The organism is Taklimakanibacter deserti (assembly GCA_003574785.1).
In genome coordinates, this window is record QORU01000002.1 from 517,472 (window position 1) to 542,794 (window position 25,323).

General features: G+C 62.6%; 28 protein-coding genes. 18 read left to right on the top strand and 10 right to left on the bottom strand.

Going from position 1 to position 25,323, the window contains the following annotated elements; genetic code table 11:
- The first annotated feature begins 26 nt into the window (after positions 1 to 26).
- Together DS839_RS05750 and DS839_RS05755 are read left to right on the top strand one after the other, a co-directional pair.
- Positions 27 to 962, top strand: a complete 936-nt coding sequence (locus tag DS839_RS05750; protein WP_368911225.1) for an NAD(P)-dependent oxidoreductase — start codon at positions 27 to 29, stop codon at positions 960 to 962.
- A gap of 93 nt (positions 963 to 1,055) precedes the next feature.
- The gene (locus tag DS839_RS05755) at positions 1,056 to 1,634 is read left to right on the top strand and encodes a hypothetical protein (protein WP_119269406.1); all 579 of its coding nucleotides are present in this window, start codon (positions 1,056 to 1,058) and stop codon (positions 1,632 to 1,634) included.
- A gap of 5 nt (positions 1,635 to 1,639) precedes the next feature.
- Here the strand turns inward: DS839_RS05755 and DS839_RS05760 are convergent, their stop codons facing one another.
- Positions 1,640 to 3,160: an MFS transporter gene (locus tag DS839_RS05760; protein ID WP_119269310.1), complete on the bottom strand. Its 1,521-nt coding sequence runs from the start codon at positions 3,158 to 3,160 to the stop codon at positions 1,640 to 1,642.
- Positions 3,161 to 3,324: 164 nt separating this feature from the next.
- Here DS839_RS05760 and DS839_RS05765 point away from each other — a divergent pair, with 164 nt between their 5' ends.
- Positions 3,325 to 4,215, top strand: coding sequence for a LysR family transcriptional regulator (locus DS839_RS05765; protein WP_162918323.1), 891 nt, complete (start codon positions 3,325 to 3,327; stop codon positions 4,213 to 4,215).
- A 17-nt stretch (positions 4,216 to 4,232) separates the two neighbouring features.
- Here DS839_RS05765 and DS839_RS05770 read toward each other — a convergent pair whose 3' ends face one another.
- Complete coding sequence (locus DS839_RS05770; RefSeq protein WP_119269312.1) at positions 4,233 to 4,517, bottom strand: putative quinol monooxygenase; 285 nt, start codon at positions 4,515 to 4,517, stop codon at positions 4,233 to 4,235.
- Positions 4,518 to 4,635: 118 nt separating this feature from the next.
- Here DS839_RS05770 and recQ point away from each other — a divergent pair, with 118 nt between their 5' ends.
- Both recQ and DS839_RS05780 read left to right on the top strand, forming a co-directional pair.
- Positions 4,636 to 6,432 carry a DNA helicase RecQ gene (gene recQ / locus DS839_RS05775; protein WP_119269313.1) on the top strand — a complete coding sequence of 599 codons (1,797 nt, stop codon included), beginning with the start codon at positions 4,636 to 4,638 and terminating at the stop codon, positions 6,430 to 6,432.
- Positions 6,433 to 6,482: 50 nt separating this feature from the next.
- Entirely contained in the window at positions 6,483 to 6,737 is a 255-nt protein-coding gene (locus DS839_RS05780; RefSeq protein WP_119269314.1) for a type II toxin-antitoxin system prevent-host-death family antitoxin, read from the top strand.
- Positions 6,738 to 6,812: 75 nt separating this feature from the next.
- On the opposite strand, the gene DS839_RS05785 is transcribed toward DS839_RS05780, so the two are convergent.
- Entirely contained in the window at positions 6,813 to 7,178 is a 366-nt protein-coding gene (locus DS839_RS05785) for an MmcQ/YjbR family DNA-binding protein (protein WP_119269315.1), read from the bottom strand.
- Positions 7,175 to 7,642, bottom strand: coding sequence for a MarR family winged helix-turn-helix transcriptional regulator (locus DS839_RS05790; protein ID WP_119269316.1), 468 nt, complete (start codon positions 7,640 to 7,642; stop codon positions 7,175 to 7,177). Before DS839_RS05790 ends, DS839_RS05785 begins: the two co-directional genes overlap by 4 nt.
- 150 nt (positions 7,643 to 7,792) lie before the next feature.
- Here DS839_RS05790 and DS839_RS05795 point away from each other — a divergent pair, with 150 nt between their 5' ends.
- The 3 genes from DS839_RS05795 (at position 7,793) to DS839_RS05805 (ending at position 11,114) form a co-directional block, all read left to right on the top strand.
- Complete coding sequence (locus tag DS839_RS05795) at positions 7,793 to 8,221, top strand: Ohr family peroxiredoxin (protein ID WP_119269317.1); 429 nt, start codon at positions 7,793 to 7,795, stop codon at positions 8,219 to 8,221.
- Between the two features lie 222 nt (positions 8,222 to 8,443).
- Positions 8,444 to 9,445 carry a glutaminase A gene (gene glsA / locus DS839_RS05800; RefSeq protein ID WP_119269318.1) on the top strand — a complete coding sequence of 334 codons (1,002 nt, stop codon included), beginning with the start codon at positions 8,444 to 8,446 and terminating at the stop codon, positions 9,443 to 9,445.
- A gap of 97 nt (positions 9,446 to 9,542) precedes the next feature.
- Complete coding sequence (locus tag DS839_RS05805) at positions 9,543 to 11,114, top strand: MFS transporter (RefSeq protein ID WP_119269319.1); 1,572 nt, start codon at positions 9,543 to 9,545, stop codon at positions 11,112 to 11,114.
- Between the two features lie 22 nt (positions 11,115 to 11,136).
- Here DS839_RS05805 and DS839_RS05810 read toward each other — a convergent pair whose 3' ends face one another.
- Entirely contained in the window at positions 11,137 to 12,168 is a 1,032-nt protein-coding gene (locus DS839_RS05810; protein WP_119269320.1) for an AI-2E family transporter, read from the bottom strand.
- Positions 12,169 to 12,280: 112 nt separating this feature from the next.
- On the opposite strand from DS839_RS05810, the gene DS839_RS05815 reads away from it, so the two are divergent.
- Positions 12,281 to 13,930 (top strand): alpha/beta hydrolase, encoded by a 1,650-nt coding sequence (locus DS839_RS05815; protein ID WP_119269321.1) that lies wholly within the window; start codon positions 12,281 to 12,283, stop codon positions 13,928 to 13,930.
- 26 nt (positions 13,931 to 13,956) lie between these two features.
- Here DS839_RS05815 and DS839_RS05820 read toward each other — a convergent pair whose 3' ends face one another.
- On the bottom strand, positions 13,957 to 15,108 hold the full coding sequence (locus tag DS839_RS05820; protein WP_368911227.1) for a lytic murein transglycosylase: 1,152 nt from the start codon (positions 15,106 to 15,108) through the stop codon (positions 13,957 to 13,959).
- Positions 15,109 to 15,388: 280 nt separating this feature from the next.
- Between DS839_RS05820 and DS839_RS05825 the strand changes: the two genes are divergently transcribed.
- Complete coding sequence (locus DS839_RS05825; protein ID WP_119269323.1) at positions 15,389 to 15,844, top strand: VOC family protein; 456 nt, start codon at positions 15,389 to 15,391, stop codon at positions 15,842 to 15,844.
- Positions 15,845 to 15,938: 94 nt separating this feature from the next.
- Complete coding sequence (locus tag DS839_RS05830; protein ID WP_162918324.1) at positions 15,939 to 17,282, top strand: MFS transporter; 1,344 nt, start codon at positions 15,939 to 15,941, stop codon at positions 17,280 to 17,282.
- Between the two features lie 2 nt (positions 17,283 to 17,284).
- On the opposite strand, the gene DS839_RS05835 is transcribed toward DS839_RS05830, so the two are convergent.
- Together DS839_RS05835 and DS839_RS05840 are read right to left on the bottom strand one after the other, a co-directional pair.
- Positions 17,285 to 18,304, bottom strand: coding sequence for an LLM class flavin-dependent oxidoreductase (locus tag DS839_RS05835; RefSeq protein WP_119269325.1), 1,020 nt, complete (start codon positions 18,302 to 18,304; stop codon positions 17,285 to 17,287).
- A 56-nt stretch (positions 18,305 to 18,360) separates the two neighbouring features.
- Positions 18,361 to 19,737 (bottom strand): FAD-containing oxidoreductase, encoded by a 1,377-nt coding sequence (locus tag DS839_RS05840; protein ID WP_119269326.1) that lies wholly within the window; start codon positions 19,735 to 19,737, stop codon positions 18,361 to 18,363.
- A gap of 119 nt (positions 19,738 to 19,856) precedes the next feature.
- Between DS839_RS05840 and DS839_RS05845 the strand changes: the two genes are divergently transcribed.
- Positions 19,857 to 20,417, top strand: a complete 561-nt coding sequence (locus tag DS839_RS05845) for a dihydrofolate reductase family protein (protein WP_162918325.1) — start codon at positions 19,857 to 19,859, stop codon at positions 20,415 to 20,417.
- On the opposite strand, the gene DS839_RS05850 is transcribed toward DS839_RS05845, so the two are convergent.
- Positions 20,393 to 20,803 (bottom strand): GFA family protein, encoded by a 411-nt coding sequence (locus DS839_RS05850; protein WP_119269328.1) that lies wholly within the window; start codon positions 20,801 to 20,803, stop codon positions 20,393 to 20,395. The two genes, DS839_RS05845 and DS839_RS05850, sit on opposite strands and share 25 nt — an antisense overlap.
- An 85-nt stretch (positions 20,804 to 20,888) precedes the next feature.
- On the opposite strand from DS839_RS05850, the gene DS839_RS05855 reads away from it, so the two are divergent.
- From DS839_RS05855 to DS839_RS05875, 5 genes are all read left to right on the top strand, one after another.
- Entirely contained in the window at positions 20,889 to 21,548 is a 660-nt protein-coding gene (locus tag DS839_RS05855) for an antibiotic biosynthesis monooxygenase family protein (RefSeq protein WP_119269329.1), read from the top strand.
- A 139-nt stretch (positions 21,549 to 21,687) separates the two neighbouring features.
- Complete coding sequence (locus tag DS839_RS05860; protein ID WP_119269330.1) at positions 21,688 to 22,692, top strand: bestrophin family protein; 1,005 nt, start codon at positions 21,688 to 21,690, stop codon at positions 22,690 to 22,692.
- A 105-nt stretch (positions 22,693 to 22,797) separates the two neighbouring features.
- Positions 22,798 to 23,241 (top strand): YybH family protein, encoded by a 444-nt coding sequence (locus tag DS839_RS05865; protein ID WP_119269331.1) that lies wholly within the window; start codon positions 22,798 to 22,800, stop codon positions 23,239 to 23,241.
- Between the two features lie 141 nt (positions 23,242 to 23,382).
- Positions 23,383 to 23,601 (top strand): hypothetical protein, encoded by a 219-nt coding sequence (locus tag DS839_RS05870; RefSeq protein ID WP_368911229.1) that lies wholly within the window; start codon positions 23,383 to 23,385, stop codon positions 23,599 to 23,601.
- Positions 23,598 to 24,029 carry a type II toxin-antitoxin system VapC family toxin gene (locus tag DS839_RS05875; RefSeq protein WP_119269333.1) on the top strand — a complete coding sequence of 144 codons (432 nt, stop codon included), beginning with the start codon at positions 23,598 to 23,600 and terminating at the stop codon, positions 24,027 to 24,029. Before DS839_RS05870 ends, DS839_RS05875 begins: the two co-directional genes overlap by 4 nt.
- A 77-nt stretch (positions 24,030 to 24,106) precedes the next feature.
- Here the strand turns inward: DS839_RS05875 and DS839_RS05880 are convergent, their stop codons facing one another.
- Complete coding sequence (locus DS839_RS05880) at positions 24,107 to 24,487, bottom strand: carboxymuconolactone decarboxylase family protein (RefSeq protein ID WP_119269334.1); 381 nt, start codon at positions 24,485 to 24,487, stop codon at positions 24,107 to 24,109.
- Positions 24,488 to 24,637: 150 nt separating this feature from the next.
- Here DS839_RS05880 and DS839_RS05885 point away from each other — a divergent pair, with 150 nt between their 5' ends.
- Positions 24,638 to 25,312 carry a protein-L-isoaspartate(D-aspartate) O-methyltransferase gene (locus DS839_RS05885; protein WP_119269335.1) on the top strand — a complete coding sequence of 225 codons (675 nt, stop codon included), beginning with the start codon at positions 24,638 to 24,640 and terminating at the stop codon, positions 25,310 to 25,312.
- Positions 25,313 to 25,323 lie beyond the last annotated feature (11 nt).

Here is a 25,323-nt window from a genome sequence, read left to right on the forward strand (position 1 = left end):
GGTGAGCACTAACCTCGTGCTCCGTATTGCCGCCGCCCTGCCCCCGCACCAGCTACCGCAGATCAACGAAATGTAGGAGGCGGATCGTGAAAACACCAGTCAGCGTGATCGGCACCGGGCGGATGGGATCGGCGCTTGCGCGAGCCTTTATCAAAAACGGGCATCCGACCACGGTCTGGAACCGCACGCCGCACAAGGCAGAGCCTTTGGCAGCGCTGGGGGCCACTGTGGCGGAAAGCGTCGACCGGGCTATATCGGCCTCCGGCATCGTGGTCGTCAATGTGAGCGATTACGACGCCTCGGCGGCGCTTCTGCATAGGGCGGCCGGCACGCTGCGGGGCAAGCTGATTGTCGAGCTCACCTCCGGCACGCCGCAAGGGGCACGTGGTGCGGCTGAATGGGCGAAGGCGCAAGGTGCCGATTATCTCGACGGCGCGATCCTGGCGACGCCCAATCTGATCGGCAGCGCGCAAGGCGTGATCCTGGTCTCAGGTCCCCTTGCCGCCTTCACTGCGCATAAGGATACGCTTCTTTCACTCGGCAATGTTCGCCATGTCGGTGAAGATCCGGGGACGGCCAGCACGCTCGACAGCGCCGCGCTCAGCCAGATGTGGGGCGGGTTGTTCGGCACGCTCCATGCCATCGCTCTATGCGAGGCCGAGAAGGTCGACCTCGCCGCACTGGCGCAGCAGTGGACGGAGACCGCTCCCGTCATCGAAGGCCTCATCTCCGATCTGATCGCGCGGACGAAAGCCAAGCGCTTCGCCGGCGACGAGCAGACGCTGTCCTCGATCTCGGCGCATCACGGCGCCCTGCAGCATCTGATCGAGATCACCCAGATGCGCAATCTCGACCGCGGCCTGGTCGATGCCTATGACACGGTCTTCAGGCGGGCGGTCGCGGCCGGCCATCTGGAGGACGATTTCGCGGCGATGACGCGTTTCATGGAGAAGTCCGCATAAGCAAGGAACCCACCGCCGCGGTCCGTGTTGGTAACCAGCACCCTTCAGATTGTTCCCAAAAATCTACTGAGCTGGTGCGGAAAGGAGGCCGTCATGGCCGTGACATCGCTCCGTTCGATCGACCCTGGCGAACTATCCTTTGCGCATGTGCTCCACGCCGCCGGCCCTGATCGGGAACGTGCCGAGAAGCTTGCGCTCTTCGCATGGCTCGTGGGCGATTGGGAAATGGCCGTGACCACCTTCCCGGAAGACGGGCAAAGGCACGAAGGCCAGGGGGAGATTCATGCCGGCTGGATCCTGGAGGGGCGCGCAATTCAGGACGTGTGGATGATACCGCTCCTTCACAACCGCAAGCCCGGCATCGGTCAACTGCCCGGCGCGGGCAATTGGTATGGCACGACGTTACGCATCTACGATCCGGCCCTCGATGCCTGGCGTATCTTGTGGAATGACCCGGCGACCGGCTTCTTTACACAGCAGATTGGCCGGGCGCGGGGCGAGGATATCGTCCAGACGGGTCCCGACCCCCGAGGCGGCACGATGCGCTGGACTTTCACCGAAATCGATCGGGACACGAAGAGCGCGCCGGCCTCGTTTCACTGGATGGCCGAACGCAGCTTGGACGACGAGAATTGGCGCAAGGAAGTTGATATCCGGGCACGCCGTCGCTGATAGGCTCACTCTCCGAATTGAACTTTCGCCGGACGAACGACCTTCGCGTTGAAGATGAGGAAACTCAGGGCCGCCATGATCCAGACCCCTATTCCGGCATAGAGCATCACCCAGCCGAAGCCCTGCGCCAGCGCCGCATGGACGACCTCGCCGGAGAGGCCTCCAACCGACACGGCATTGCCGGCGGCGATCTTCTCGGCAACAAGACGCAATTCCGCATCGGGCAAGCCCAGAGACGACGCGCTTCTCAGATAGGCCAGCACGCCGCTCGCCAGGATGAAGCCCATCACCGCGATATTGATCGCCAGCGACACCATGCGCGCGCTGATGTCGATGCCGGACGCCATGCCGGCGCGGTCGCTCGACACCGCGCCCGTCGTGGTGTTGGTGACCGGCGTATTGGTGAGGCCGAGGCCGATGCCGGCGATGAGGCAGCCGGGCAGCATGGTGAGCCAGCTCGCTTGCGCCGCGGCGCTGCCGAATTTCATCAGGATGAAGCCGAGACCGATGGTGAAGAGGCCAACGGGAATGACGAGACCCGGCCTGAAGCGCAGCGACAGTCTTTCGCCCAGGGGCGGCATCACCAGCGTCGGCAGCGTATAGGCGAGCAGAGCGAGGCCGGCGGTGACACCGTCATAGCCGAGCCCGGCCTGGAACCAGATCGGCAGATAGATCATGAACGGCCAGAAGCTGATATTCATCGCCGCCGAGCCCAGGATCGCGCCCGAAAACTTTCGGATACGGAAGACCGAGAAGTCGAACATCGGTCGTGGGCTCACCTTCTCGGCGATCACGAAGGCGATGAGGCTCGCTAAGGCGACGCCGAGGAAGGCGAGCGCCATTCCACTGGCGAAGCCCAGATCCGGCCCCTGGGTGATGTAGAAAGCGAGGCAGAAGACCGAAAGCGACAGCGTCAGCATGCCGGGCCAGTCGAGATGGCTCGCCCCGGGATCCTTCGATTCATGCACGCCCGTCTCCGTGAGGACGAGCGCCAGCACGGCGAACAGCACGTGGATGAGGAACACCCACGCCCAGCCCAGGAAGGCCGCGATCGCGCCACCGATGATCGGGCCGAAGCCGAGACCGATGCCGAAGACGATGCCCCACCAGCCGAAGGCGATGGCGCGCTCGCGTCCGCCCTGGAATTCATGCGAGAGCACGGCGATCTGGCAGATCAGCATCGCGCCGCCGGAAAGGCCCTGGAGAAAGCGCGCCGCGATCAGCGCCGGGACATTCTCGGTCACGCCGCACATCAGCGAGGTGACGCCGAAGGCCAGGATCGCGATCATGAAGATGCGCTTGCGGCCATAGCGGTCGGCCAATGTCCCGGTCGCCATCAGCACGCTGGTCACGGCGATCGTATAGGCGTTCATGATCCACTGCAGCTGCTTGAAGTCGGCATGGAGCAGCTTTTCCAGGGTCGGCAGGATCGCCGGGATCGAGGAGATCTCCAGGCCGAACATGAGGCAGGAGAGGCAGATGGCGCAGAGGACGATGACGTTACGGCGTGTCACGGCGGCAGGCATGGTTCGGCCTTTCGACAAATCGGGTCGATGGAAGAGGATTCCAGGAATGATGAGCGCGCGCGGGGTCGCCCCGCATGTCGCTTATGCGGGAACGTAGTCGCCGCTTGATCATTTTATAACTGGATGATTGAATATATCAGAGACAACGATTTTGGATGAATAACATGACCACCTTGGATGTCGATGCGGTCCAGGCCTTCGTGGCGATCGCCGATCACCAGAGTTTTACCCGCGCGGCGGAAGTGCTGGGCACCACGCAAGGCGCCATCAGCGTGAAGCTGAAGCGGCTCGAAGACCGGCTCGGCCAGAAACTGATCGAGCGCACGCCGCGGCTGGTGCGCCTTTCGGCGCAGGGTGCGGTGTTCATCGAGTCGGCCCGCGATTTCCTCGCCGCCCATGACCGCGCCATCGCCGGACTGTCCTCGACCCGCCGCCACTTCGCTCTCGGCATCGCCAATCATGTGGTGGGGCCGGAGATCCCCACCTTGCTGGCGCGGCTCAATGCCCATGATCCGGCACTCACCATCGAGGTCAGGCTCGATAATTCGCGCGACCTGCTCGATGCTTTCGACCGCGGCGAGATCGATGCGGCGATCATCCGCCGCGAAGACGACCGCCGCGACGGCGAGGTGCTGGCGCCGGAGCATTTCGGCTGGTACGCCACGCCGGACTTCGTGCATCGGAAGGACGAGCCCTTGCGCCTCGCGGCATCATCGCCTTCCTGTCGCATCCGCGAACTCGCCACGCAGGCGCTCGATGCCAAGGGCATAAAGTGGCGAGAGGTCTTCCTCGGCTGCGGTTCCTTCGTCATTGCCGATGCGGTCGCGGCCGGCCTCGCCACCGCGGCCTTCCCAACCCGGATCGCGCCGGCCGGCACGGTCGAGGTCAGCAAGCGCTTCGGGCTCCCTGCCCTTCCTTCATCCGAGATCGTGCTGCTCACGACACTATCGGACGCGCGCTCCCGCGCGGCGCTCCGGACGCTGGCGGCGGCCTTCCGCGAGCATCCATCACCCGCCCGCCGTGTTTCAATTGAAAGCAAACACCCGGCGACCTGAAATGCGGGTCCGGCGCTCTAAAAGCCATCCATCAGGATGAAGGTTCCCGGCTTGCGCTGATGCGCATTGATGAGCGGCACCAGGCGGGTGAAATGCGGCGTGGCGCAATGGATATCGAGCGCCGCGCGATCCGGCCACTCCTCGATGAAGATGAAATGCCCGGGATCCTTCTGGTCGACGAAGAGATCATAAGCGATGCAGAGCGCTTCGCGGCGGGTCATGTCCACGAGTTCGCGATAGAGCGGACGCACGATCGTCACCGCCTCCGGCTTGATGAAATCCTCCGCGATCACTTTCAGCATGGGGCCTCCTGCACCGACTCGGGGAAAACCGCCCTTATAGTCCTTTCAGCCGCGATGGCGCATGGAAACCCGGTCCGGCATGGTCTAAAGAGTCGTTCTTCCCAGATTGATCCTCTCCATGCCGACCGACCCGCTCTCCATCCTGAACACCATCTATGGCTATGACAGCTTCCGCGGGCGGCAGCGCGACATCATCGAGCATGTGCTCGCGGGAAATCATGCTTTCGTCCTGATGCCGACGGGCGGCGGCAAATCGCTCTGCTACCAGATCCCGGCGCTCATCCGTCAAGGCCTGGGCCTCGTCGTATCGCCCCTCATCGCGCTGATGGAAGACCAGGTGGCGGCTTTGCGTCAGGCCGGCGTCAAGGCGGCGGCGCTCAATTCAAGGCTATGGGGCGCCGAAAAGGAACTTTTGTGGCGCGATGTCGAACAAGGCGAGCTCGACCTCCTCTATATGGCGCCTGAAACGCTCTTGCGGTCCGAGACTCTCGACCGGCTGAAGTCCCTCGACCTCGCGCTCATCGCCATCGACGAAGCCCACTGTCTGTCGCAATGGGGCCATGATTTCCGGCCCGAATACCGCGCCCTCGACTGCCTTGCGGACCTCTTCCCCAAAGTGCCGCGCATCGCGCTGACCGCCACGGCGGATGAACCGACGCGGGCCGAGATCGTCGCCCATCTCGACATCGGCGATCACAACAGCTTCGTCTCCGGCTTCGACCGCCCCAATATCCGCTATGGCGCCACCGAGAAGACGAACACGACGCAGCAGATCCTCCGATTCCTCAACCGTCGCAAAGGCGAGAGCGGCATCGTCTATTGCCTGTCGAAGCGCAAGACCGAGGACATCGCCCAGACGCTCAGCGGTCACGGCTTCACCGCGCTCCCCTACCATGCCGGCATGGAGATGAAGGCGCGCGAGGAAAACCAGCGCCGCTTCCAGCATGAGCAAGGCGTGATCATCGTGGCCACCATCGCCTTCGGCATGGGCATCGACAAGCCCGATGTGCGCTTCGTCCTGCATGCGGACCTGCCCGGCAGCATCGAAGCCTATTACCAGGAGACAGGCCGCGCCGGTCGCGACGGCCTGCCCGCCGAGGCGCTGATGTTCTATGGCGCCGAGGACATTGCGCTGCGCCGCCGCTTCATCGAGGAATCGGAGGCGCCCGATCAACGCAAGCAGATGGAGCGCCGCAAGCTCGATGCGCTGCTGGGCTTCGCCGAATCGAGCCGGTGCCGCCGCCAAGTGCTGTTGCGCTATTTCGGCGATGACGGTGCGCCTTGCGGCAATTGCGATGTTTGTCTCGATCCGCCAGAGACTTTCGACGGCGCCATCGCCGCCCAGAAACTTCTCTCCTGCGTCTACCGCACCGGCGAGCGCTTCGGCCAGGCGCATGTCATCTCGGTTCTCCTGGGTGAACCCGACGAGCGCATCGAGCGCCTTTCTCATGACAAGCTCTCGACCTTCGGCATCGGCAAGGAGCACGACCGCAATGCCTGGCGCTCAATCGTCCGCCAGCTCGTCGCCCATGGGCTGATCTCGGTCGATGTGGCGGGCCATGGCGGCTTGTTCATTTCTCCGCAGGGCCGGCAGTTCCTGCGCCAAAAGCCGGATTTGCGCCTGCGCGTCCTGAAGAAGGACGGCCGGAAGGCGGCTCGTCGCCAAGCCAGCGAAGCGCTTCCCGCCGGCGAGCGCGACCTGTTCGAGAAGCTGCGCGCCAGGCGGATGGAGCTCGCCAAGGCGCAGAACGTGCCGCCCTATGTCATCTTCCACGACAAGACGCTGGCAGAACTCACCCAACGCCGTCCGCGCTCCATTGTCGAGCTTGCGAATATCCCCGGCATCGGCGCGGCCAAGCTCGCGCGCTATGGCGAGGCGTTCCTGGAGGTGATCAATGGACACGCACCCTCTTGAAAAATACTCTGGCAATCCGTATGTTACGGAACATACGGAAAAGGTGCTACATGTCAAAAACAGCTTCTGCTTCCGAGGTCCAGAAGAATTTCGGCGTCTATCATGATCGCGCGCTTACGGAGCCGATCCGAGTGACGAAATATGGCCGGGAAACGGTCTATATCGTCTCGGCCGAGACCTTTCATGCGCTGAAGCAGGCGCAGCGAGAGGCAATCGCCAGCGCGGAACTTACCGATGCTGAGAGGAAGCTGATCGATAGTGCCGAGATTCCAGCCGAGCATCGATACAGCCTCGACAAATCATAAACCGGATGGCTCTGCCGAAAGGAACGCCGCCTGGGTCTGACGCCTCGGGAATGAGGCCAACCTCCGGTCACCGTTTCAATCGAACACCAGCCCCAGCGCCTTCTGCTTCTTCTTCGACAGCCCTTGCGCCACGATCCGGTGCGAGGCCTTGAGATATTGCTTGAGCTCCGGATCCTTAAGGCCGGGCTTGGCGTAATGCTGGATCCATTTCATCCCGCGCGAGGCGAGATAGGGTGCGGGGCGCAGGCCCGGCTGGTCCTTCAACACCTCATAGCCGATGTCGGAGACCTTGAAGGTGATGTGCGGCTCATGGCCCTCGTCCCAGCCGGCGACGGCGAAGACCTTGCCCCCCACTTTCCATACATGCGAACCGCCCCATTGCACGACATGGGTGGTCGCCTTGAGCGATCGGCAGAAAGCATTGTATTTATCGCGGGTCATTTTGGGGCCTCGAGCGAGCGCAGGAGATTGTCGCGCAAGCCCGCCACGGCCTTGCGCAGCGCGGGAAAGTCCTTGCCCAGCCCGGTCGCGTCGATGAGCGATGGCCCGGCCTCCTTCTCGATCCTCTCCAGTAGCCGGCGGCCTGACGGCGCCAATTGTACCCGCACCTGCCGTTCATCGGCCGGGTCGCGCTGGCGCCTGATCAAGTCCATCGTTTCAAGCTTCTTGAGGATGGGGGTCAGCGTATTGGATTCGAGGAACAGTTTTTCGCCGAGCGCCCCCACCGTCTGGTCGTCCTCGTCGCCCAGCGCCACCAGCGCAATATATTGGGTATAGGTCAGGCCGAGCTGGTCGAGGATCGGCTTATACACCCGGCCGAAGGCCAGATTGGCCGAATAGACCGCAAAACACAGGAAATCCGGGAGCTTAGGGTTTTCACTAGGGGTTTTCGGGGGATGGGGCATAGTGCATCTCCGGGTCTCGACAGGGTCCCTCCTATATATATCGTATCCGATTTAATCGGAAGGGCTTGACATCGGTTCGGCGTTTATATATTTACATCGCATCCGATTTAATCGGACACGATCTTAAACTAAACAGGAAAGGATACTCCCATGGCCGACAAGCTTTATTTCACCGGCAAGACCCACACCGTCGCCGGACACGACGGCTCGACCCGCAGCGTCGACGGCAAGCTCGACATCAAGCTGCCCGAGCCCCATCCAATGGCGGAAAACCTCTTCGCCGCCGCCTGGTCCGCCTGCTATCTGGGCGCCATCCAGCTCGCCGCCGACCAGCGCAAGATCAAGCTCGCCGCCGCGCCTGAGGTCGATACCGAGATCCAGCTGCTCCATGGCGGCCCCAAGGGCTTCTTCCTCAGAGCCCGCCTCGATGTCACGGTGCCGGGCGTCGACAATGAGACGGCGCGCATCCTGGCCGATATGGCGCATGAGATCTGCCCCTACTCCAAGGCTGTCCATGGCAATATCGACATCGAAACGACGGCGGTCGGTTCTGCCGCTGCCGCACAGACCGCGGCCTGATGCGGATGCTCTCGCGGGACTGGCCTGGCGCAGGTAGCGTCGGGCCAGTCGAAAACCCAACCCACATCGCCATTCAAACTTTGTCGCAATACAGCACCGACCGTTGGCCCAAGGTCCAATGGTTCAGGGTGCGCCTGATGCGCTAGCCTCGCATCACCAAGGCAAGTAGCCCTCTATGCGCTGCGACCGTATCCGTTAACGGAATGCGAGGGAGGCGAATGCATGAACCTACCGAAGCCCTTGCTCGACCCTGAAAGCGCGTATGTTTCGACAGGCAAGCTGCCGCAGCCGGATCATGTCGCGCGGCTGGTGACGGAAGCGCATGAACGCTTTGCATCCGTCACGCTCGGACAGACCTCCCAAGTTTATCCGGCCCTCGCCCGTGTGCCGGCCAATCTGTTCGGCATCTGCGTCGCGGGCGTGGATGGACGTGTCTTCGCCGTTGGCGACGCGGAGCACGAGTTCACCATCATGAGCGTATCCAAGCCGTTCATATTCGCGCAGGTCTGCAATGTGATCGGTGCGACCGGCGCGCGTGAGCGGCTTGGCGTGAATGCGACGGGCTATGCCTTCAACTCTCTTGCCGGCATCGAACGCAATTCGGACGGCCGCACCAACCCGATGGTCAATGCCGGGGCCATTGCCACGACCAGCCTGGTGCCGGGCGCCAATGAAGAAGCGAAGTGGCGTTTCATCCTCGAGGGCCTGTCTCGTTTCGCCGGCCGTGAGCTGGCGCTGAATGATGAGGTCTACGCCTCGGCGTCGGAAACGAATTTCCGCAATCGCAGCATCGCCTGGATGCTCGAGAGCCTGGGCCGCCTATATTGCGACCCCGCCGAGGCCACCGATCTTTATACAAGGCAATGCTCACTGAATGTGAGCGCAAAGGATCTCGCCATCATGGGCGCAACGCTCGCCTGCGGCGGCTTCAATCCCCTCACGCGAGAGCAAGTGGTCAATCCGGATGTCTGTCACTACGCATTGGCGGTGATGCTGACTGCCGGACTATATGAAACCTCCGGTGACTGGCTCTATGAGATCGGGCTTCCGGGCAAGAGCGGGATCGGAGGAGGAATTGTCACGGTCTCGCCTGGCAAGGGCGGGCTCGGCACTTTCGCGCCGCTTCTCGATGAAGCAGGCAACAGCGTCAAGGGTCAATTGGTGGCGCAGTTCTTGTCACAGCGGCTGGGGCTTGACCTGCTCATGTCATCGCCCGGCCGATAACCCTCGGCCTTGCCAGGCCGCAAAGAGGAGACAATCCATGACTGCGACAACATCCGCCCAACAAAACCATGCGGAAGAGCGAGCGTCATGGATCCCCATGATCGCGATCGCGTTCGGCCAAGCCATCATGTCGTTCAATGTGGCGTCCTTGCCGGTGGCGATGCGCGGCATGGTGGAAAGCTTTGGCGTGGCACCAACGGTCGTCGCCACGGGAATTGTCGCTTACTCCATGATCGTTGCGGGCTTTGTCATGCTGGGCGCCAAGCTCGTTCAGCGCTTCGGGGCGCTGCAGGTATTCCGCCTGGCCGTCGTCGTGTTCGGATTGTCTCAGGTGCTGATGACCTTCAGCCCAAACGCGACGGCGATGATCACCGCCCAGGCGCTGTGCGGGGCAGCGGCAGCCGTCATCGTTCCGGCTCTGGTTGCCTTGATTGCCGAAAACTACCATGGCACGCAGCAGGCGACGGCGCTCGGCACCCTGGGATCCGCCCGGGCGGGCGCCGGCGTGCTGGCGTTCCTCATCGGCGGCGTGCTCGGCACCTATATCGGCTGGCGGCCGGTATTCGGCATTCTGATCGCCGTTTCGGCGCTCGTGCTGCTGCTGAGTTTCCGGCTCAAGCCTGATCGTGGACGCCCGGAGGTGCAGATCGACTTCATTGGCGTCCTGCTTGCGGCGTTGGCCATCATCTTCATCAGCTTCGGTTTCAACAATCTCAACGGCTGGGGACTTATGCTGGCACGCCCGACAGCCCCCTTCAATGTGCTCGGCCTGTCGCCGGCGCCCATTCTCATCGTTGTCGGAATTGTGCTCGGCCAGGGCTTTCTGATGTGGACTCGCCGCCGTGAAGTCGCCGGCCGATCGCCCCTGTTGGCGTTGGCCGTACTGGATTCGCCCGAAGAGCGCGCGGCTGTCTATGCCATGTTTTCCGTCGTGGCGCTCGAGGCTGCGCTCAATTTCTCGGTGCCGCTTTACATCCAGATCGTCCAGGGACGTTCTCCCTTGGCGACTGCCGTTGCCATGCTCCCCTTCAACCTGACCGTTTTCTTCGCCGCCATGCTGATCGTCCGGTTCTACGGGAGATTCACGCCACGACAAATCGGTCGTTTCGGATTCGTGCTCTGCGCCGTGGCCCTCATCTGGCTCGCCTTCGTCGTCCGTAACGACTGGAGCTCGATCCCGGTGCTCTTCGGCCTGGTCGTGTTCGGCATCGGTCAGGGATCGCTCGTGACATTGCTGTTCAACGTCCTGGTTACGGCCTCGCCCAAGGAACTCGCCGGCGACGTCGGATCGCTGCGTGGTACCACGAACAATCTCGCATCCGCCTTGGGCACCGCCGTTGCCGGGGCCCTGCTCGTGGGCCTGTTGAGCTCGGCGGTCATGCGCCAGCTCGCGGAGAATCCGACCCTGCCGATCGATATCCAGTCGCAGGTCAATCTCGACAGCATCACTTTTGTGAGCAATGAGCAGCTCGAGACGATCGTTGCAGGCACCACCGCCACACCGGAGCAGAAGGCCGAGGCCCTTCGCATCAACACCGAGTCCCGGCTGCTGGCGCTCAAGATCGGTCTCCTGATCATGGCGGGGCTTGCGCTTTTGACGATACTGCCGGCCGGCAGACTGCCCGCTTATCGGCCGGGCGAGATCCCCGAAAAACTGAACGGTGGCTGAAGAATCAGCTCACAGCGTGCTCTTATGGATCTTCGGTTTTGGCGGGAGCGCCCGCGGACAGCAATGCCGCGAGCCAGCGACTGGACGGCTCTTGCGCGCAATAGATGACGAAGGCGATGAGGATGGGCACGCCGATGAAGGCGCCCGCCAGGCCCCACAGGAAGGTCCAGAAGAACACCGCGAAGATGACCGCGAAGGGCGATATTTTCAGCGAGGCGCCGGAGAGCAGCGGCTCGAAATAACTGCCGATGACGAATTGGATGATATTGAGGCTGATGAAGACGATCACCGCCATCTGCCAGGATTCGAACTGGGCGATGGCGAACAGCGTCGGAAACAGCGTGGCGATCAGCGGTCCGAGAAAGGGTATGTAGTTCAGCGCCAGCGCGATCGCGCCCCAGGCTGCGGCGAGCTCGAGCCCGGCGAGGAGCGCGAAGCCCCAAACGACGAAGCCCGTCAGCACGCTGGCCAAGCTGCGCACCACCATGAAGCGGCGCAGCTTGTGACCGATCTCCCGGTTTGCCCGCAACATCTTCTCGCCGAACGGTTGAACACCCGGCTGGCGCAGGCGCGCGTTGAAGTCGTCGACCTCGAGCAGCCCCAGCATGACGAAGATGAGCACGAGGACGGCGAAGCCGGTAAAGCTGTTGAGCCGGCCGGCGATGCCCTGAACGAAACCCAAGAGCCAGGCCACGTCGAAGCGGTCGGTGATGGGGCCGACGACGGCAATGCCGTGCTCCTCCAGCCAGGCGACCCAGTCGCGATAGATCGTCTGAAATCGGCCGGCATTGAGGAAAAGCCATTGCGCGAGCTTGCCGAACCCCCAGGCGCTCAGCGAGCCGACCGCGCCGATCACGAAAATCGTGCCGCTGAGCGTGATCAGCAAAGCGATCAGTTTCGGCATCCGCCGCTGCAGTGCCGCCTGGAGCGGCCAGACCAGGGCAATCACGAACAGCGCGAAAGCCAGTGGCACGAAAAACGATTGGGCGAAATAGAGCAGCGCTATGACGAGAATTGCGGTCGCCAAACGGCCGATCATCGGGCGATCGCTCATGAATTACCCCTAAAGGCCGCCAGGGAGCCGCGGTGACGGCCGACTCGCGATTTCATAGTATGAAACATTCCTTTGAGTCCCAAGCGGAAATGATGGTTAAGAGGATGCCTGGATGAAGAGAAACTGGCTTGTCAGGCTCTGGTACTCGCTGTCGGCCGGTGGCCTGCTCCTCGGAACGCTGTTCTTTGCCGCGTCGCTGACGCCGACACTGCTGCCGCGGACCTTCCTGACCCAGGGCGCGCTTTCGGGATGTTCTCTGGCCGTTGGCTACGGCATCGGCGTGTTCGGCCGCTGGTTGTGGACCTATTTGGAACTGCCCAGGCCGCAGGCTCGTGCCTTGCGCGTCGCCAAGCTCACAGCGATCATCATCTGCGCGGTCGTCGCGGTCTCGTTTCTCTGGCGAGCGGCACAATGGCAGAATTCGATCCGTGAGCTGATGGGTCTCGAACCCGTCGCGAGCGCGCAACCGCTCGAGGTCGGGCTGATCGCGCTGGCAACCTTCATCGTCCTGCTTGCATTGGCGCGCCTCTTCAAGCTGACCTTGAGCTTCATATCGGCAAAAGGCCGGCGCTTCGTGCCGCGGCGGGTGTCGAATGTCATCGGCTTCGTTGCAGCGGTCGCGCTGTTCTGGTCGGTTATCAATGGTGTTCTCCTCCGTGCCGCGCTGCACATGGCGGATTCGTCGTACCAGCAATTTGACGCCCTGATCGAACCGGAGACGGAGCAACCTTCCGATCCCCTCAAGACGGGAAGCAGCGCCTCATTGCTTGACTGGGAAGAGCTCGGGCGCGCCGGGCGTGAGTTCGTCTCTTCGGGGCCCAACGCCCGGGACATAGGCGCCTTTTCGGGCAAGGAAGCGCTCGAGCCCATTCGTGTCTATGCCGGGCTGCGATCCGCGGAGACGCCGGAACAGCGGGCGAAGCTCGCATTCGAGGAGTTCAAGCGCGTCGGCGGCTTTAAACGCGCCGTCATCATCGTGGTGACGCCGACCGGATCGGGCTGGATCGATCCGCCGGCGATGGACAGTATCGAATACCTGCATAGTGGCGACGTGGCGAGCATTGCCGTGCAGTATTCCTATCTCGCAAGCTGGCTGTCCCTGCTGACGGAGCCCGGTTATGGCGCTGACGCCGCGCGTGCCCTTTTCAAGGAAATCTACGGCTACTGGACGACGCTTCCCAGGGACAGTCGGCCACGGCTCTATCTCTACGGGCTCAGTCTCGGCGCGATGAACTCCGAGCAGTCGACCGATCTGATCGAGGTGCTCGGCGATCCCTATAACGGCGCGCTGTGGAGCGGCCCGCCCTATACCAGCCGGATCTGGAGGTGGATCACCGCCAACCGGAATCCGGACTCGCCCGCCTGGCTGCCGCGATTTCGCGATGGGTCATTCGTCCGGTTCATGAACCAGGACGGCGCTGCCATTGCGCAAGGCTCCGCCTGGGGGCCGATGCGGATCGTTTATCTTCAATATGCCAGCGACCCGGTTACCTTTTTCGACTATCACGACCTCTACCGCGCGCCGGCCTGGATGTCGTCGCCACGGGGCCCCGACGTCTCGCCGCAACTGCGGTGGTATCCGGTCGTGACCTTCCTTCAACTCGTGCTGGACATGGCCATGGCGACCACGACGCCGATCGGCCACGGCCATGTCTACGCCGCGGAGCATTACATCGACGCCTGGATGGCCGTGACGGATGTTGGCAACTGGTCGCCTGAGGACGTAGCGCGACTGAAGCGGCATTTGGCGAAGACGCCATGAGCGGGCGCCCTACTCAGACGACCCGCTCAACTCCCTGCGAGCACCTTCAAGATTCGCGCGCCGGGACGTCCCGTCGGCTTCAATCCGGCCTTCTTCTCGGCTTCCTTGATCGCGGCGGCCGTGAGCGGGCCCATCCGTCCGTCGGCCTCGCCCTTATAGAGACCTTGCGCGATCAACAGTTCCTGCAGGCGCTTGCGCTCGGCGCGCGATAAGCCCGGATCATTGGTCGGCCAGGCGGTCTTCAAGGCGCCCTTGCCGCTGAGGCGGTCGGAGAGATGCGAAATGGCGAGCGCATAGGATTCCGCCGCATTGTAGGAATAGAGCGCGTCGAAATTGCGCGACACCAGGAAGGCCGGCCCGCTCTTGCCTGCCGGCCGGAGCAGCCCATAGGAGCCCGATCTGGGCAACGCCCTGCCATCGGCGCGCGTGATGCCGCGCTTGGCCCAGGCGGCGATCGATGCTTTGCGCGAGCGCCCCGTCGGCCCCTTATAGGAACTTGGGACCCTCACCTCGAAGCCCCAGGGCAGGCCTGAGCGCCAGCCGGCTTTCTTGAGGAAATTGGCGCTCGAGGCGAGCGCGTCCGGAACCGAGTTGATCGTGTCGCGCCGCCCGTCGCGGTCGAAGTCGACGGCGAGTCTGCGATAGGTCGAAGGCATGAACTGCGTATGGCCGAAGGCGCCCGCCCAGGACCCGTGCAGGTCCTGAAGCTTCACATCGCCGGCGCCCACGATCTTCAGCGCATGGATGAGTTCGCCCTTGAACATCCCCGGACGGCGTCCCGCGCAAGCGAGGCTCGCAAAGGCCTGCGGCAGGAAGAAATCGCCCTCGATCTTGCCATAGTCGCTCTCGACGCCCCAAAGTGCGGCGAGGACGAACCGGTCGACGCCATAGGCCTTCTCGATGGCGCGGAGGGTCTTCTCCTCGACCTCCATCATCTGCTTGCCGTCGGCAATGCGCGCCGGATCGACCAGAAAGGCCATATAGTCCCAGATCGCCAGGCGGTATTCGGGCTGGTTGCGCGAGAAGCGCACCACCTTCTCGTCGAACTTGATGTCGCGAAAGGCGGCATCGGCGATATCGGCTTTGACGCCGGCCTTGATGACGTCGCCCCGAAGGCGCTTCACGCAGGCCTCGAAGGAGGCGGCGCCCGCCGATGGGGCGGCGAGGGTCGCGGCCATGGCCATCGTCAGGGCAGAAATCCAAAGCCTGAAACTGCAAATCATGCGGGCAATCCTGAAAGTCAGTGTTACGCTCCATCGCCCCCGATATGCGTCGTATTCGCCCCCGCCGATCCGATTCTGCCCCAATTGTTCCCTACCAAACAGGGAAAGACGACAAAGATGGGGCAGAAAATCGGCCCGGCCGTCCTGCCCGGAACCTTCGCATCCTCCAATGGTTGCAAGGGTGTACTGCTCGCCGCCCGCGCGAGCTCTCCATTCTCAGCAAAGGAGGCCTGCCATGGCCGTGAAGCCCATTCCTGAAGGATTTCACAGTGTAACCCCCTATCTGACTGTTCGCGGGGTCGACAAGATCATCGACTTCCTCCGCAAGGCTTTCGATGCGCAAGTCTCGCATGAGCCGATCAAGCGCCCGGACGGCAAGATCATGCATGCGCAGGTCAAGATCGGCGATTCATGCGTGATGCTTGGTGAGGAAAGCGAGCAGGCCAAGGCGACGGCATCCACTCTTTACCTCTATGTTCCGGACGTGGACCGGGTCTATCAGCAGGCGGTTAGAGCCGGAGGCCAATCGGTGATGGAGCCTGCCGACATGTTCTATGGCGACCGCTGCGGCGGGGTGAAGGATCAATCGGGCAACAGCTGGATGGTCGCGACCCACAAGGAAGACGTGGCGCTGCCCGAGCTGCAGAAGCGGGCCAATGAATTCATGAAGCAGCAGGGCAAGGCCGCCTGAGCCGATAGGCGCACGGACCGTCCAAAAATGCTCAGCTGACATATCCTCTGGGATACATTGAATCCGCCGTTCGTCGGGCCATAGAATGCGGACGATGCGCCGCTTTCCTCTATCCCAGAACGTGCTGACCATTGCTGCTGCCATCACGGGCAGCAGTGCCGTGATGCTGGGCGAGAGCGTGGTTTCGCTGGCGCTGCCCAGCATCGGCAAGACATTGAACGTGCCCTTCGCCAGCCTGCAATGGGTGGCCGACGGCTACAATCTGACACTTGCCTCATGCATTCTCTTTGGCGGGTCGCTCGGCGATGTCCTGGGCTTGAGGCGCGTCTATCTGTGGAGCGCCTGCGCGTTTCTGGCTCTCTCCCTCCTTTGCGCCCTGGCCTGGAGCGGCCTCACCCTCATCCTGTTTCGTGCGGTGCTCGGGATCGCCGGAGCGCTTCTCACACCGGTGAGCCTTGCCGTCCTCAATGCGCAACTGCCGAAGGACCTGCGCACGCGGGCTGTCGCTTATTGGACGGCGGCGACCTCGATCGTACTGGCGCTTGGCCCTCTGGTCGGCGGCTATCTCGTCGATGTGTTTTCGTGGCGCGCGATATTCCTGTTCAACGTGCCGCTCGCCCTCATTGCGCTCGCATTGGGCTACTCTGCCTTGAAGGACGCTCCGATGCGCAAAGACTTGCGGATCGACTGGGCCGGCGCCATCCTGGCCTTCCTCTTCCTTGCCGGCATCACCTTCGGACTGATCGAAGGGCCCGCCAATGACTGGCCGGTGCTGGCCATCGCCGCGATCGCAGGCGGCGTGGTGTGCTTTTTCGCCTTCATCTGGTGGGAGCGGCGTGCGTCGCGTCCGCTGGTCGATTTCGCGCTCTTCCGCAATCGGAATTTCTCGGCCACCAATGCCGCGACCTTGCTCCTCTATGCCGCGTTTGGCGGCTTCGGATTCCTGTTCTCGTACTTCCTGCAAACTGTCTCCGGCTTTTCGGCGACCGCGGCGGGTGCCGCCTTCCTGCCGGTCTCGGCGATGCTGGGCGTCGCGTCCGGCCAGGTCGGAAGCTACGCCGCGCGCTTTGGCCCGCGCTGGTTCATGGGCCTGGGTCCCTTCTTCTGTGCCGCGGGCATGGTGATGCTCCTGCCCTTGGGACCTCAGACGACCTATCTCACCGGTGTGCTGCCGGGCATCGTGCTGTTCGGCATCGGACTGACACTCACCGTGGCGCCCTTGACCGCGACGGCTCTCAATTCGGCGCCGGACGAGAAATCAGGCATCGCGTCTGCCATCAACAACGGATTGGCGTCCGCAGGCCCTCTCATCGCTATCGCCTTGCTCGGGCTTGGCGGACTCGAGCATGCCTATCTTCTCGGCGTGTGGATATGCGTGGTGCTTGCAGTGCTTGCCGGGCTGGTTTCCCTGACCTTTGTCCGTAAAGCCAGCGCGTGACCTCAGCGCCAGCCGAGCGCCGGGGCGACATGCTTCAGGATCGCCTCGATGACATGCGCATTGTACTCGACGCCGAGCTGATTGGGCACGGTGAGGAGCAGCGTGTCGGCCGCGGCGATCGCCTCGTCCTGCTTCAATTGCTCGATGAGGACGTCGGGCTCGGCGGCATAGGTGCGGCCGAAGACGGCGCGCCGTTCGGGCTCGATATAGCCGAAATGGTCCCGGCTCTCGCTGCCGCCGAAATAGGCGCGGTCGCGCTCATCGACAATCGCGAAAATGCTGCGGCTCACCGACACGCGGGGCTCGCGCTTGTGTCCGGCTTCCGTCCAGGCCGCGCGAAAGGCGCTGATCTGCTTGGCCTGCTGGATATGCAGCGGCTCGCCGCCCTCGTCGAATTTGAGCGTCGAGCTTTGCAGATTCATGCCAAGCTTCGCCGCCCACTGCGCCGTGGCGTTGGTGGCGGCCCCCCACCAGATCCGCTCACGCAAGCCTTCCGAGTGAGGCTCGACCCGCAACAGGCCGGGCGGGTTGGGAAACATCGGCTGCGGATTGGGTTGGGCAAATCCCTCGCCCTTCAGCAATTCGAGAAAGACTTCCGCATGATGGCGGGCCATGTCGGCATCGCTCTTGCCCTCGGGCGGGACGTAACCGAAATAGCGCCAGCCATCGATGACCTGCTCCGGCGATCCGCGGCTGATGCCGAGCTGCAGCCGGCCGCCGGCAATGAGGTCGGCCGAGCCCGCATCCTCGATCATATAGAACGGGTTCTCATATCGCATGTCGATGACCGCCGTTCCGATCTCGATGCGCTTCGTCCGGGCGCCCACGGCGGCGAGCAGCGGAAAGGGCGAGCCGAGCTGGCGGGCGAAATGATGCACGCGGAAATAAGCGCCGTCGGCGCCCAGTTCCTCGGCGGCGACCGCCAGGTCGATGGATTGCAACAAGGCGTCCGCCGCCGTCCGCGTCCGCGACTGGAGCGAGGGTGACCAATGCCCGAAGGAGAGAAAGCCGATTTTTTTCATGGAGAGAGGTATGTAGTGCGCGCTCCTGCGGCTTCAATAGGAGAAACGACGCAGGCTCACGTCAGCGGCTTGAGCTCGCCTAGCATCGTCGGGACGAACTCCGATACGGTCGGGTGGATATGCATCGCCCGCTGCATCACCGTATAAGGCGCCTTGGCATACATCAGGTCGAGAATGGAGTGGATCACCTCATCGCCGCCCGTTCCCAGGATCGAAGCCCCCAGGAACTGATTCGTCTCGCGGTCGATGAGGACCTTCATGAAGCCCAGCGTTTCGCTCTTTTCAAACGCCCGGCCGACATCCTCCATCGCCATCGTCGCGATCAATGCCGGCTTCCCTGATTTCCTCACCTGGGCTTCGGTAAGCCCGACGCGGCCGAGCGGCGGATCGATATAGAGATTATAGGCCGGGATGCGATCGCTCACGCGCCGCGGGTCGTTGTCGAGCAGATTGGCCGCGACGATCTCGAAGTCGTTCCAGGCGGTGTGGGTGAAGGCGCCCCGGCCGTTGCAATCGCCCATCGCCCAGATGCCCGGCACATTCGTGCGCAGCTCGTCATCGACCTTGATGTAACCCTTCTCATCCACGGCAACCGAGGCCTTGTCCAGTCCGAGGTCGTCGGTATTGGGACGCCGCCCGACGGCCAGCAGAAGATGGCTGCCCGCCACCTCGGGCGCTCCTTGCGTACATTCGACGCTGGCGGTGATGTCGTTGCCGCGTCTTCCGACAGCGAGGCATTGCGCGTTGAGGCGTATGCTGATCCCCTCGCGCTCCAGAACGTCATGGATAGCTGAGGAAACGTCCTCGTCCTCGCGCGGCACGAGGCGGGACGACATTTCGATCACCGTAACTTCACTGCCGAACCGGCGATAAACTTGAGCAAATTCGAGGCCGATATAGCTGCCCCCGACGACGATCAGGTGGCGCGGCAGGACATCGAGCTTCAGGATCGAGCTGTTGGTGAGATAGTCGACCTCGTCGAGCCCGGGCATGTCGGGCACCGATGCGCGGCCGCCGACATTGATGAAAATCTTGTCGGCGCTGAGCACCTCGTTTCCGACCGCGACCTCGCGCGATGACACGAAGCGGGCATGATCGTGATAGACGGTGCAGCGCTCGGTGTTCCGCAGGGACTTTTCGACGCCCTTGGTCGAAGGCGTGAATATCGCCTCCATGCGCGCCTTGACCCGCTTCATGTCGACGGTGACCGGCCCGCCGATATCCACGCCGAATTCGGCGGCGCGGCGCGCCATGTGGGCGGCATAGGCGCTCGCCACCAGGGCCTTGGTCGGCGTGCAGCCGGTATTGACGCAGGTCCCGCCGAAATGCTTTCGCTCGACGATCGCAACCGTCGTTCCCGATTCCGCGAGGCGCTTGGCCAGCGACGGCCCTGCCTGCCCTGTGCCGATGACGATGGCGTCATATTTTTTCATCTGGTCCCTCGCGGAAGCCCCAGCCTATATCAGCTTCGATGAGCATGCCAGTTCTGGTACCAAGCGCTATGATCTCCCGGCGACGGCCCGAGGATCATTCATGCAAGGAAAGCAATGCGATGAAAAGGCTCAAATTGCAGATGCAGGTCAGCGCCGACGGCTTTGACGCGAGCGGCCCCGCTGACGACAAGGCCTGGAGCGAGATGGAGCCCCATTCCCGCGACCTCCTCGATGGCGCCGACACGATCGTTATCGGCCGGAAAACCGCGGTCGACTTCATTCCCTATTGGGACGAGAAGGCGACGCAGCGCGAGGATCCCTGGCACGAGATCGCCAGGCGCATCGCCGAAGCAAGGAAGGTCGTCTTTTCCAAGACGCTCGCCAAGTCCGAATGGACCAACACCGATGTCGAGAACGGAGACCTCGCCGAAGCGATCGGGCGGCTCAAAAGCACGGCCGGGAAGGACATCATCGTTTATGGTGGCGTCTCCTTCGTTTCCGCCCTGGTCAAGTCGAGGCTGATCGATGAGTTTCATCTGTTCGTCAATCCTATCGCCCTGGGTGCGGGGAAAAGCATATTTGCCGGCCTCGACGAAGCGCAGCGGCTCAGGCTGAAAAAGTCGGTCGCCTACACCAGCGGGGTCGTGCTGTTGAATTACGAAGCTTTCCCCGCCGAATAGCGTTCGAAGGCCGGCAGCTCATGGACATGCGCCATCCATCCGATGCGCTCTGCGGTCTGGATATGAGCCCGGGCCGGCACGGCGTCCGGATTGTCGAAGCTGGCGCTCCTGATATTGATGCGCCCGGCCAAGATTTTCTCATTGGTATAGAAGAGGCCGGTGCCGCAATCGGGGCAGAAATGCCGCCGGCCGTGTTCGGAGGAGCCGTAGGTCTTCGCCCTGCCCTTCGTCACCTTGAAGGCCGCAAGCGGATACATCGCCCAGCCGACCATGGGCGCTCCGGCGCTGCGCCGGCAATCGGCGCAATGGCACAGCGCATGCGTCAGTGCTTCGCCTTCTGCTTCGTAGCGAATTGCGCCACAGTGACAGCCGCCGGTGATTGCCATGTCGTCGCTCCTCTTTGCCGTCAGATGGGCAATCTAGGATCCGGCGAGCGGCCGCGCCAGGGGATCCCGAAAGACTGGAGATCATATGTTCATCGTCATTTTCGAGGTGCAGCCCAAGCCCGATCGCTTCGATGACTATCTCGCCTTGGCCAAGCAGTTGAAGCCGAAGCTCGAGGCCATGGAAGGCTTCATCGACAATGAGCGCTTCAGGAGCAAGCGCGATGATGGCCGCTTATTGTCCTTGTCGACCTGGCGCGACGAGAAGGCGGTCGTCAGATGGCGCACGCAAAGCGAGCATCACGCCGTCCAGGAAAAGGGACGCTTCGAGATTTTTGCGGATTATCATTTGCGCATCGGCGAGATCACCGCCGATACGGCGCCGCCCGATGGTCTGGCTGTCACGGAGAGTCGCTTCGACGAGACGGAAATCGGCAAGGCCAAGGCAGCGACCATCACCGAACTGACGCCGGCCGGAGATGAGGCGCTCGACCCAGTGCTTGCCCGGCTCGGCCTTGCGCCGGCGCAGCAAGGGATCGTCGCACTCGAGGTGTTCGAGAGCATCTACAAACGCGGCAAGCTCGCCCTCCTGGCGTCCTGGATGGATGCCGAAGCCGCCTCCGCCTGGTCGCCGCCGAAGCCCCTATCCGTCGCATCGATCCGGCACCGGCAGGTGCGGATCATTCGCGACTACGGCATGTTCGAGCGCCGCGAAGCCCCGCAATTCTATCCGGATGTCAAGACTTGAGGCCTAATCTCCGCGTTCAGGTGAACCTATCCTTCAGCGCGATAGCAACGAAGTCCCGGAACAGCCGATCATGGTCCGATATGACCGGTGACAACACCCGGCGTCTTTCGGCGCCGCGATTACGCTTTCGGAGCACGCCATGCATGTCGGGAAATCCTATCGCGCGCGCGAATTTCTGTCCTGGTCGCGCCGAAGCCTGTTCGCGCTCCTGATCGTCAGCACGGCCTCGGTGCTGCTCTATCGCCTTGTGGGCTTCAAGGGGCTGTCGCTGCCGTGGTCGGTCATCCTGCTCCTGGGAACGACCGTCACCCTCGTCGCGGCATTCAAGAACACCCAGACCTACAGCCGCAGCCTCGAGGCGCAGCAGGCCTGGTCGGCCATCTCGACGAGCAGCCGCCTGTGGGGGGCGCTGTGCCGCGATTTCCTCAACCCGGAGGCGGCACGAAAGCTCATCTACCGCCACATCGCCTGGCTCACGGCCTTGCGCTTCGCCTTGCGCAGCCCAAAGCCCTGGGAGACCGTCGATCGGAAAGCCAATGCCGAGTTCAAGCGGCACTACTATGTCCTCGAGCAGGAAACCCGGCTGCAGGACGAACTCACAAGCAGCGTTTCGGGCGAGGACGCGCAGACCATCTTGGGCGCCGCGAATCCCGCCGCCCGCGCCTTGCAGCTGCAAGGCACAGATCTGAAAGCGCTGCTCGATCAGGGCGCCTTGTCGGTCCAGTCCTATCTCGAGATGCTGAAGGTCCTGCGCGAGCTCTATGATCAGCAATCGCGCAGCGAGCGCATCAAGAACTTCCCTTATCCAAGGCAATATGCGGTGGTGAGCGCCATGTTCGTCACCATCTTCTGCTTTCTGCTGCCCTTTGGGATGATCGGCCAACTCGCCGGCCTCGATGCCGAGATCGAGGGCGTCATGAAGGGGAACATGGTGTGGCTGGTCGTTCCGCTCAGCATGCTCATCGGCTGGATGTACGCCTCGCTGGATCAGGTCGGAGAGAGCACGTCCAACCCCTTCGAGGGCGGCGCCAATGACGTGCCGATTTCCCAGATCAGCCGCCAGATCGAGATCGAGCTGCGCGAGCTCTTGGGCGAGAACGACCTGCCCGCGCCCTTGCAGCCCGCCAACGGCATCGTGACGTAACGCTATGGTCTCATGAGGCTCCGCTAGCTTCGCCTCATTAGGAACCTATTGGTCAGCGCCTCCATTACCGCAAGATGCTTCGCTGGTTCTCGAATGGAGGACGCAATGGCTTCCGCGCAGTCAGAGGTTACCGCACTCTTGGACAATCGCGTTGAGGCCTGCCGGGCAAAGGACATTGATCGCCTCATGTCGCTCTACTCCTCCGACATTGTCTATTTCGACTGTGTGCCCCCGCTTCAAGGCTTCATTGGTTCCGCTGCCGTGCGGGGTAATTTCCTGCGCTGGTTCGATGAATATGAAGGCCCGATCGGCCTGGAAACCCGCGACATGGATATTGCGCTGAGCGGGGATGTCGCCTTTGCCCATATGCTCAACCTGGATCAAGGAAACCTCCATTTGGCAAAGGCCGGGCTTCAAGAAGCCTGGGTGCGCTCGACCGTTTGCTGTCAACGATCGTCCCGCGGATGGCTGATCACGCACGAGCATGTCTCATGGCCGTTCGAGTTCAACAAGAAGGGCGGGAATGTGGTCATGAAGCTTGCCGCCTGACATCGCGGGTTGGGAATGCCACACGACACGCCGCCGATGGAGTTGACACCTTTCGCAGCCTGAGGCATCATGACAGCAATTTTTCTGGCATCGTGATGTATCATGCGAACCACTGTCACACTGGATCCGGACGTTGAGTCAATGCTGCGCAAAGAGGTGCAGAAGCGCGGTGAACCGTTCAAACAGGTATTGAACAACGCGATTCGCGCCGGACTGCGCGGTACAAAGCGGCGCGGCGAAGCGTTCGAACCCCTCACCTTCGATATGGGCCAGCCGCGGTTGGACCTCACCAAGGCTGGCGCGCTCGCCGCCGAGCTGGAGGATGAAGAACTCATCAGTCGGTACCGGCGCAGCCGATGATCTTGCCGGACGTCAATGTACTTCTCTACGTCGTCAACAGTTCTAGCGACCAGCATGCGGTTGCGTTGAGAGCCCTGCGGCAGGGTTTCGATGATCCACGCGGCGTTGCCTTTGCGTGGACGGCGCTTCTGGCGTTTTTGCGTCTCGCCACGCGCCGGGGCATCTTTCCGAGGCCTTTGTCGATAGAGGACGCCCTGCATGTCATCGAGCGTTGGCTTGGACATCCCCAGGCACAAGTCATACATCCGGGAGACCGGCACGCCGAGATTCTTGGGCGATTGCTGAAGTCTGCTGGCACCGCCGGCAATCTGACGACGGATGCACATCTTGCCGCGCTGGCGATCGAGCACGGAGCGGCGGTCTTGAGCTTCGATCGTGACTTCGCACGTTTCGACGGCGTGCAATGGACGCTGCCTTCCGCTGACTGACCGCCACATTCTCAGTAGCACCAAAAGAGCCAACGTGATGATACGTTAGAGACTGCTGTTCCCCCCAATGCGCGGGATCAGCCCTTTGACGGCTTCAGCGCCTCATGCGCCGCCAGGAAGGCTTGGCGGCCTGCCGGCGTCCCGCAATAGACGGTGACATGGATCAACGCTTCCTTGATCTCGTCGACCGTCACACCGTTCGAGACGGCAGCCTTCGTGTAGATGCCCAGCTCTTGAAAGCGGCCCAGCCCGGCGAGGATGCCGAGCGTCAGAATAAACCGCGTCCTCTGGTCAAGTCCGGGACGGCTCCACGCATAGCCCCAGGCCAATTCGGTAACGGCGCGCTGAAACGTCATCATGAAGTCATCAGCGCCCGCAAAGTTCGCGTCCAGATATTCGGACCCGAGCACTTGCCTGCGCTTCTCGAGGCCCTTCTCAAACAACTCGTTGTTCGCCATCGCCTGCGCTCCTCCGTCTTCGCCCCGGATCGCATTTGAGGCGATATTGCTTCACGACTCAAGGCATCGTTCCCCAGGGGGACCTGGAGCCGGTTCGTCGGACGGTATAGACTGTCCGGCAGCGAAGTCGGTTGAGGAGTGCCCGCCGTCATGAAGCCCATGGAGGAAAGGCATCTCGCGGTTCTGCGCAAACACATGGTCGAGATGATCGAGATTCTTGCCGATCTCGCCAGCGAGGATATCGGCAAGGCAGCGCTCGATGAACGGGTGATGGCCGTGATGCATGAGGTGCCGCGGCATCTCTTCGTGCCGGACCAGGTGGCGCCTTATGCCTATCAGGACATGCCGCTGCCGATCGGCTTCGACAAGACCATCTCGCAACCCTTCATGGTGGCTCTCATGACCGACCTGCTGGCGCCTCAGCCGCACGACGCCGTGCTCGAGATCGGCACCGGCTTCGGCTATCAGACCGCGATCCTCGCGGAGCTTGCGCGCCAGGTCTGGAGCGTCGAGATCATCGAGGAATTTGCCAGCGGTGCCGTGGCCCTTCTCGAGGCCCTGGGCTACGCCAATGTCGGCATTCGTGTCGGCGACGGGTCGCGCGGCTGGCCCGAGCATGCCCCCTTCGACAAGATCATGGTCACGGTGGCGGCCGAGCGCACGCCTCAGGCTTTGCTCGAGCAGCTCAAGCCCGGCGGGCGGATGGTGTTGCCTGTCGGCGCCGAAGAGGCACAGGTCCTGACCGTCATCGACAAGGACGCGACCGGAAAGCTTGCCGAGCGAAAACTCATCCCCGTCCGGTTCAGCCCGCTCGAAACGGTCTAGAGCATCGGCGT

Bases quoted from the DNA above. Each gene is read 5' to 3' on its own strand.
- DS839_RS05755 (WP_119269406.1), top strand. From the start codon at position 1,056: ATGGCCGTGACATCGCTCCGTTCGATCGACCCTGGCGAACTATCCTTT.
- DS839_RS05760 (WP_119269310.1), bottom strand. From the start codon at position 3,160: ATGCCTGCCGCCGTGACACGCCGTAACGTCATCGTCCTCTGCGCCATC.
- DS839_RS05765 (WP_162918323.1), top strand. From the start codon at position 3,325: ATGACCACCTTGGATGTCGATGCGGTCCAGGCCTTCGTGGCGATCGCC.
- DS839_RS05770 (WP_119269312.1), bottom strand. From the start codon at position 4,517: ATGCTGAAAGTGATCGCGGAGGATTTCATCAAGCCGGAGGCGGTGACG.
- recQ (WP_119269313.1), top strand. From the start codon at position 4,636: ATGCCGACCGACCCGCTCTCCATCCTGAACACCATCTATGGCTATGAC.
- DS839_RS05780 (WP_119269314.1), top strand. From the start codon at position 6,483: ATGTCAAAAACAGCTTCTGCTTCCGAGGTCCAGAAGAATTTCGGCGTC.
- DS839_RS05785 (WP_119269315.1), bottom strand. From the start codon at position 7,178: ATGACCCGCGATAAATACAATGCTTTCTGCCGATCGCTCAAGGCGACC.
- DS839_RS05790 (WP_119269316.1), bottom strand. From the start codon at position 7,642: ATGCCCCATCCCCCGAAAACCCCTAGTGAAAACCCTAAGCTCCCGGAT.
- DS839_RS05795 (WP_119269317.1), top strand. From the start codon at position 7,793: ATGGCCGACAAGCTTTATTTCACCGGCAAGACCCACACCGTCGCCGGA.
- glsA (WP_119269318.1), top strand. From the start codon at position 8,444: ATGAACCTACCGAAGCCCTTGCTCGACCCTGAAAGCGCGTATGTTTCG.
- DS839_RS05805 (WP_119269319.1), top strand. From the start codon at position 9,543: ATGATCGCGATCGCGTTCGGCCAAGCCATCATGTCGTTCAATGTGGCG.
- DS839_RS05810 (WP_119269320.1), bottom strand. From the start codon at position 12,168: ATGAGCGATCGCCCGATGATCGGCCGTTTGGCGACCGCAATTCTCGTC.
- DS839_RS05815 (WP_119269321.1), top strand. From the start codon at position 12,281: ATGAAGAGAAACTGGCTTGTCAGGCTCTGGTACTCGCTGTCGGCCGGT.
- DS839_RS05820 (WP_368911227.1), bottom strand. From the start codon at position 15,108: ATGGCCGCGACCCTCGCCGCCCCATCGGCGGGCGCCGCCTCCTTCGAG.
- DS839_RS05825 (WP_119269323.1), top strand. From the start codon at position 15,389: ATGGCCGTGAAGCCCATTCCTGAAGGATTTCACAGTGTAACCCCCTAT.
- DS839_RS05830 (WP_162918324.1), top strand. From the start codon at position 15,939: ATGCGCCGCTTTCCTCTATCCCAGAACGTGCTGACCATTGCTGCTGCC.
- DS839_RS05835 (WP_119269325.1), bottom strand. From the start codon at position 18,304: ATGAAAAAAATCGGCTTTCTCTCCTTCGGGCATTGGTCACCCTCGCTC.
- DS839_RS05840 (WP_119269326.1), bottom strand. From the start codon at position 19,737: ATGAAAAAATATGACGCCATCGTCATCGGCACAGGGCAGGCAGGGCCG.
- DS839_RS05845 (WP_162918325.1), top strand. From the start codon at position 19,857: ATGAAAAGGCTCAAATTGCAGATGCAGGTCAGCGCCGACGGCTTTGAC.
- DS839_RS05850 (WP_119269328.1), bottom strand. From the start codon at position 20,803: ATGGCAATCACCGGCGGCTGTCACTGTGGCGCAATTCGCTACGAAGCA.
- DS839_RS05855 (WP_119269329.1), top strand. From the start codon at position 20,889: ATGTTCATCGTCATTTTCGAGGTGCAGCCCAAGCCCGATCGCTTCGAT.
- DS839_RS05860 (WP_119269330.1), top strand. From the start codon at position 21,688: ATGCATGTCGGGAAATCCTATCGCGCGCGCGAATTTCTGTCCTGGTCG.
- DS839_RS05865 (WP_119269331.1), top strand. From the start codon at position 22,798: ATGGCTTCCGCGCAGTCAGAGGTTACCGCACTCTTGGACAATCGCGTT.
- DS839_RS05870 (WP_368911229.1), top strand. From the start codon at position 23,383: ATGCTGCGCAAAGAGGTGCAGAAGCGCGGTGAACCGTTCAAACAGGTA.
- DS839_RS05875 (WP_119269333.1), top strand. From the start codon at position 23,598: ATGATCTTGCCGGACGTCAATGTACTTCTCTACGTCGTCAACAGTTCT.
- DS839_RS05880 (WP_119269334.1), bottom strand. From the start codon at position 24,487: ATGGCGAACAACGAGTTGTTTGAGAAGGGCCTCGAGAAGCGCAGGCAA.
- DS839_RS05885 (WP_119269335.1), top strand. From the start codon at position 24,638: ATGAAGCCCATGGAGGAAAGGCATCTCGCGGTTCTGCGCAAACACATG.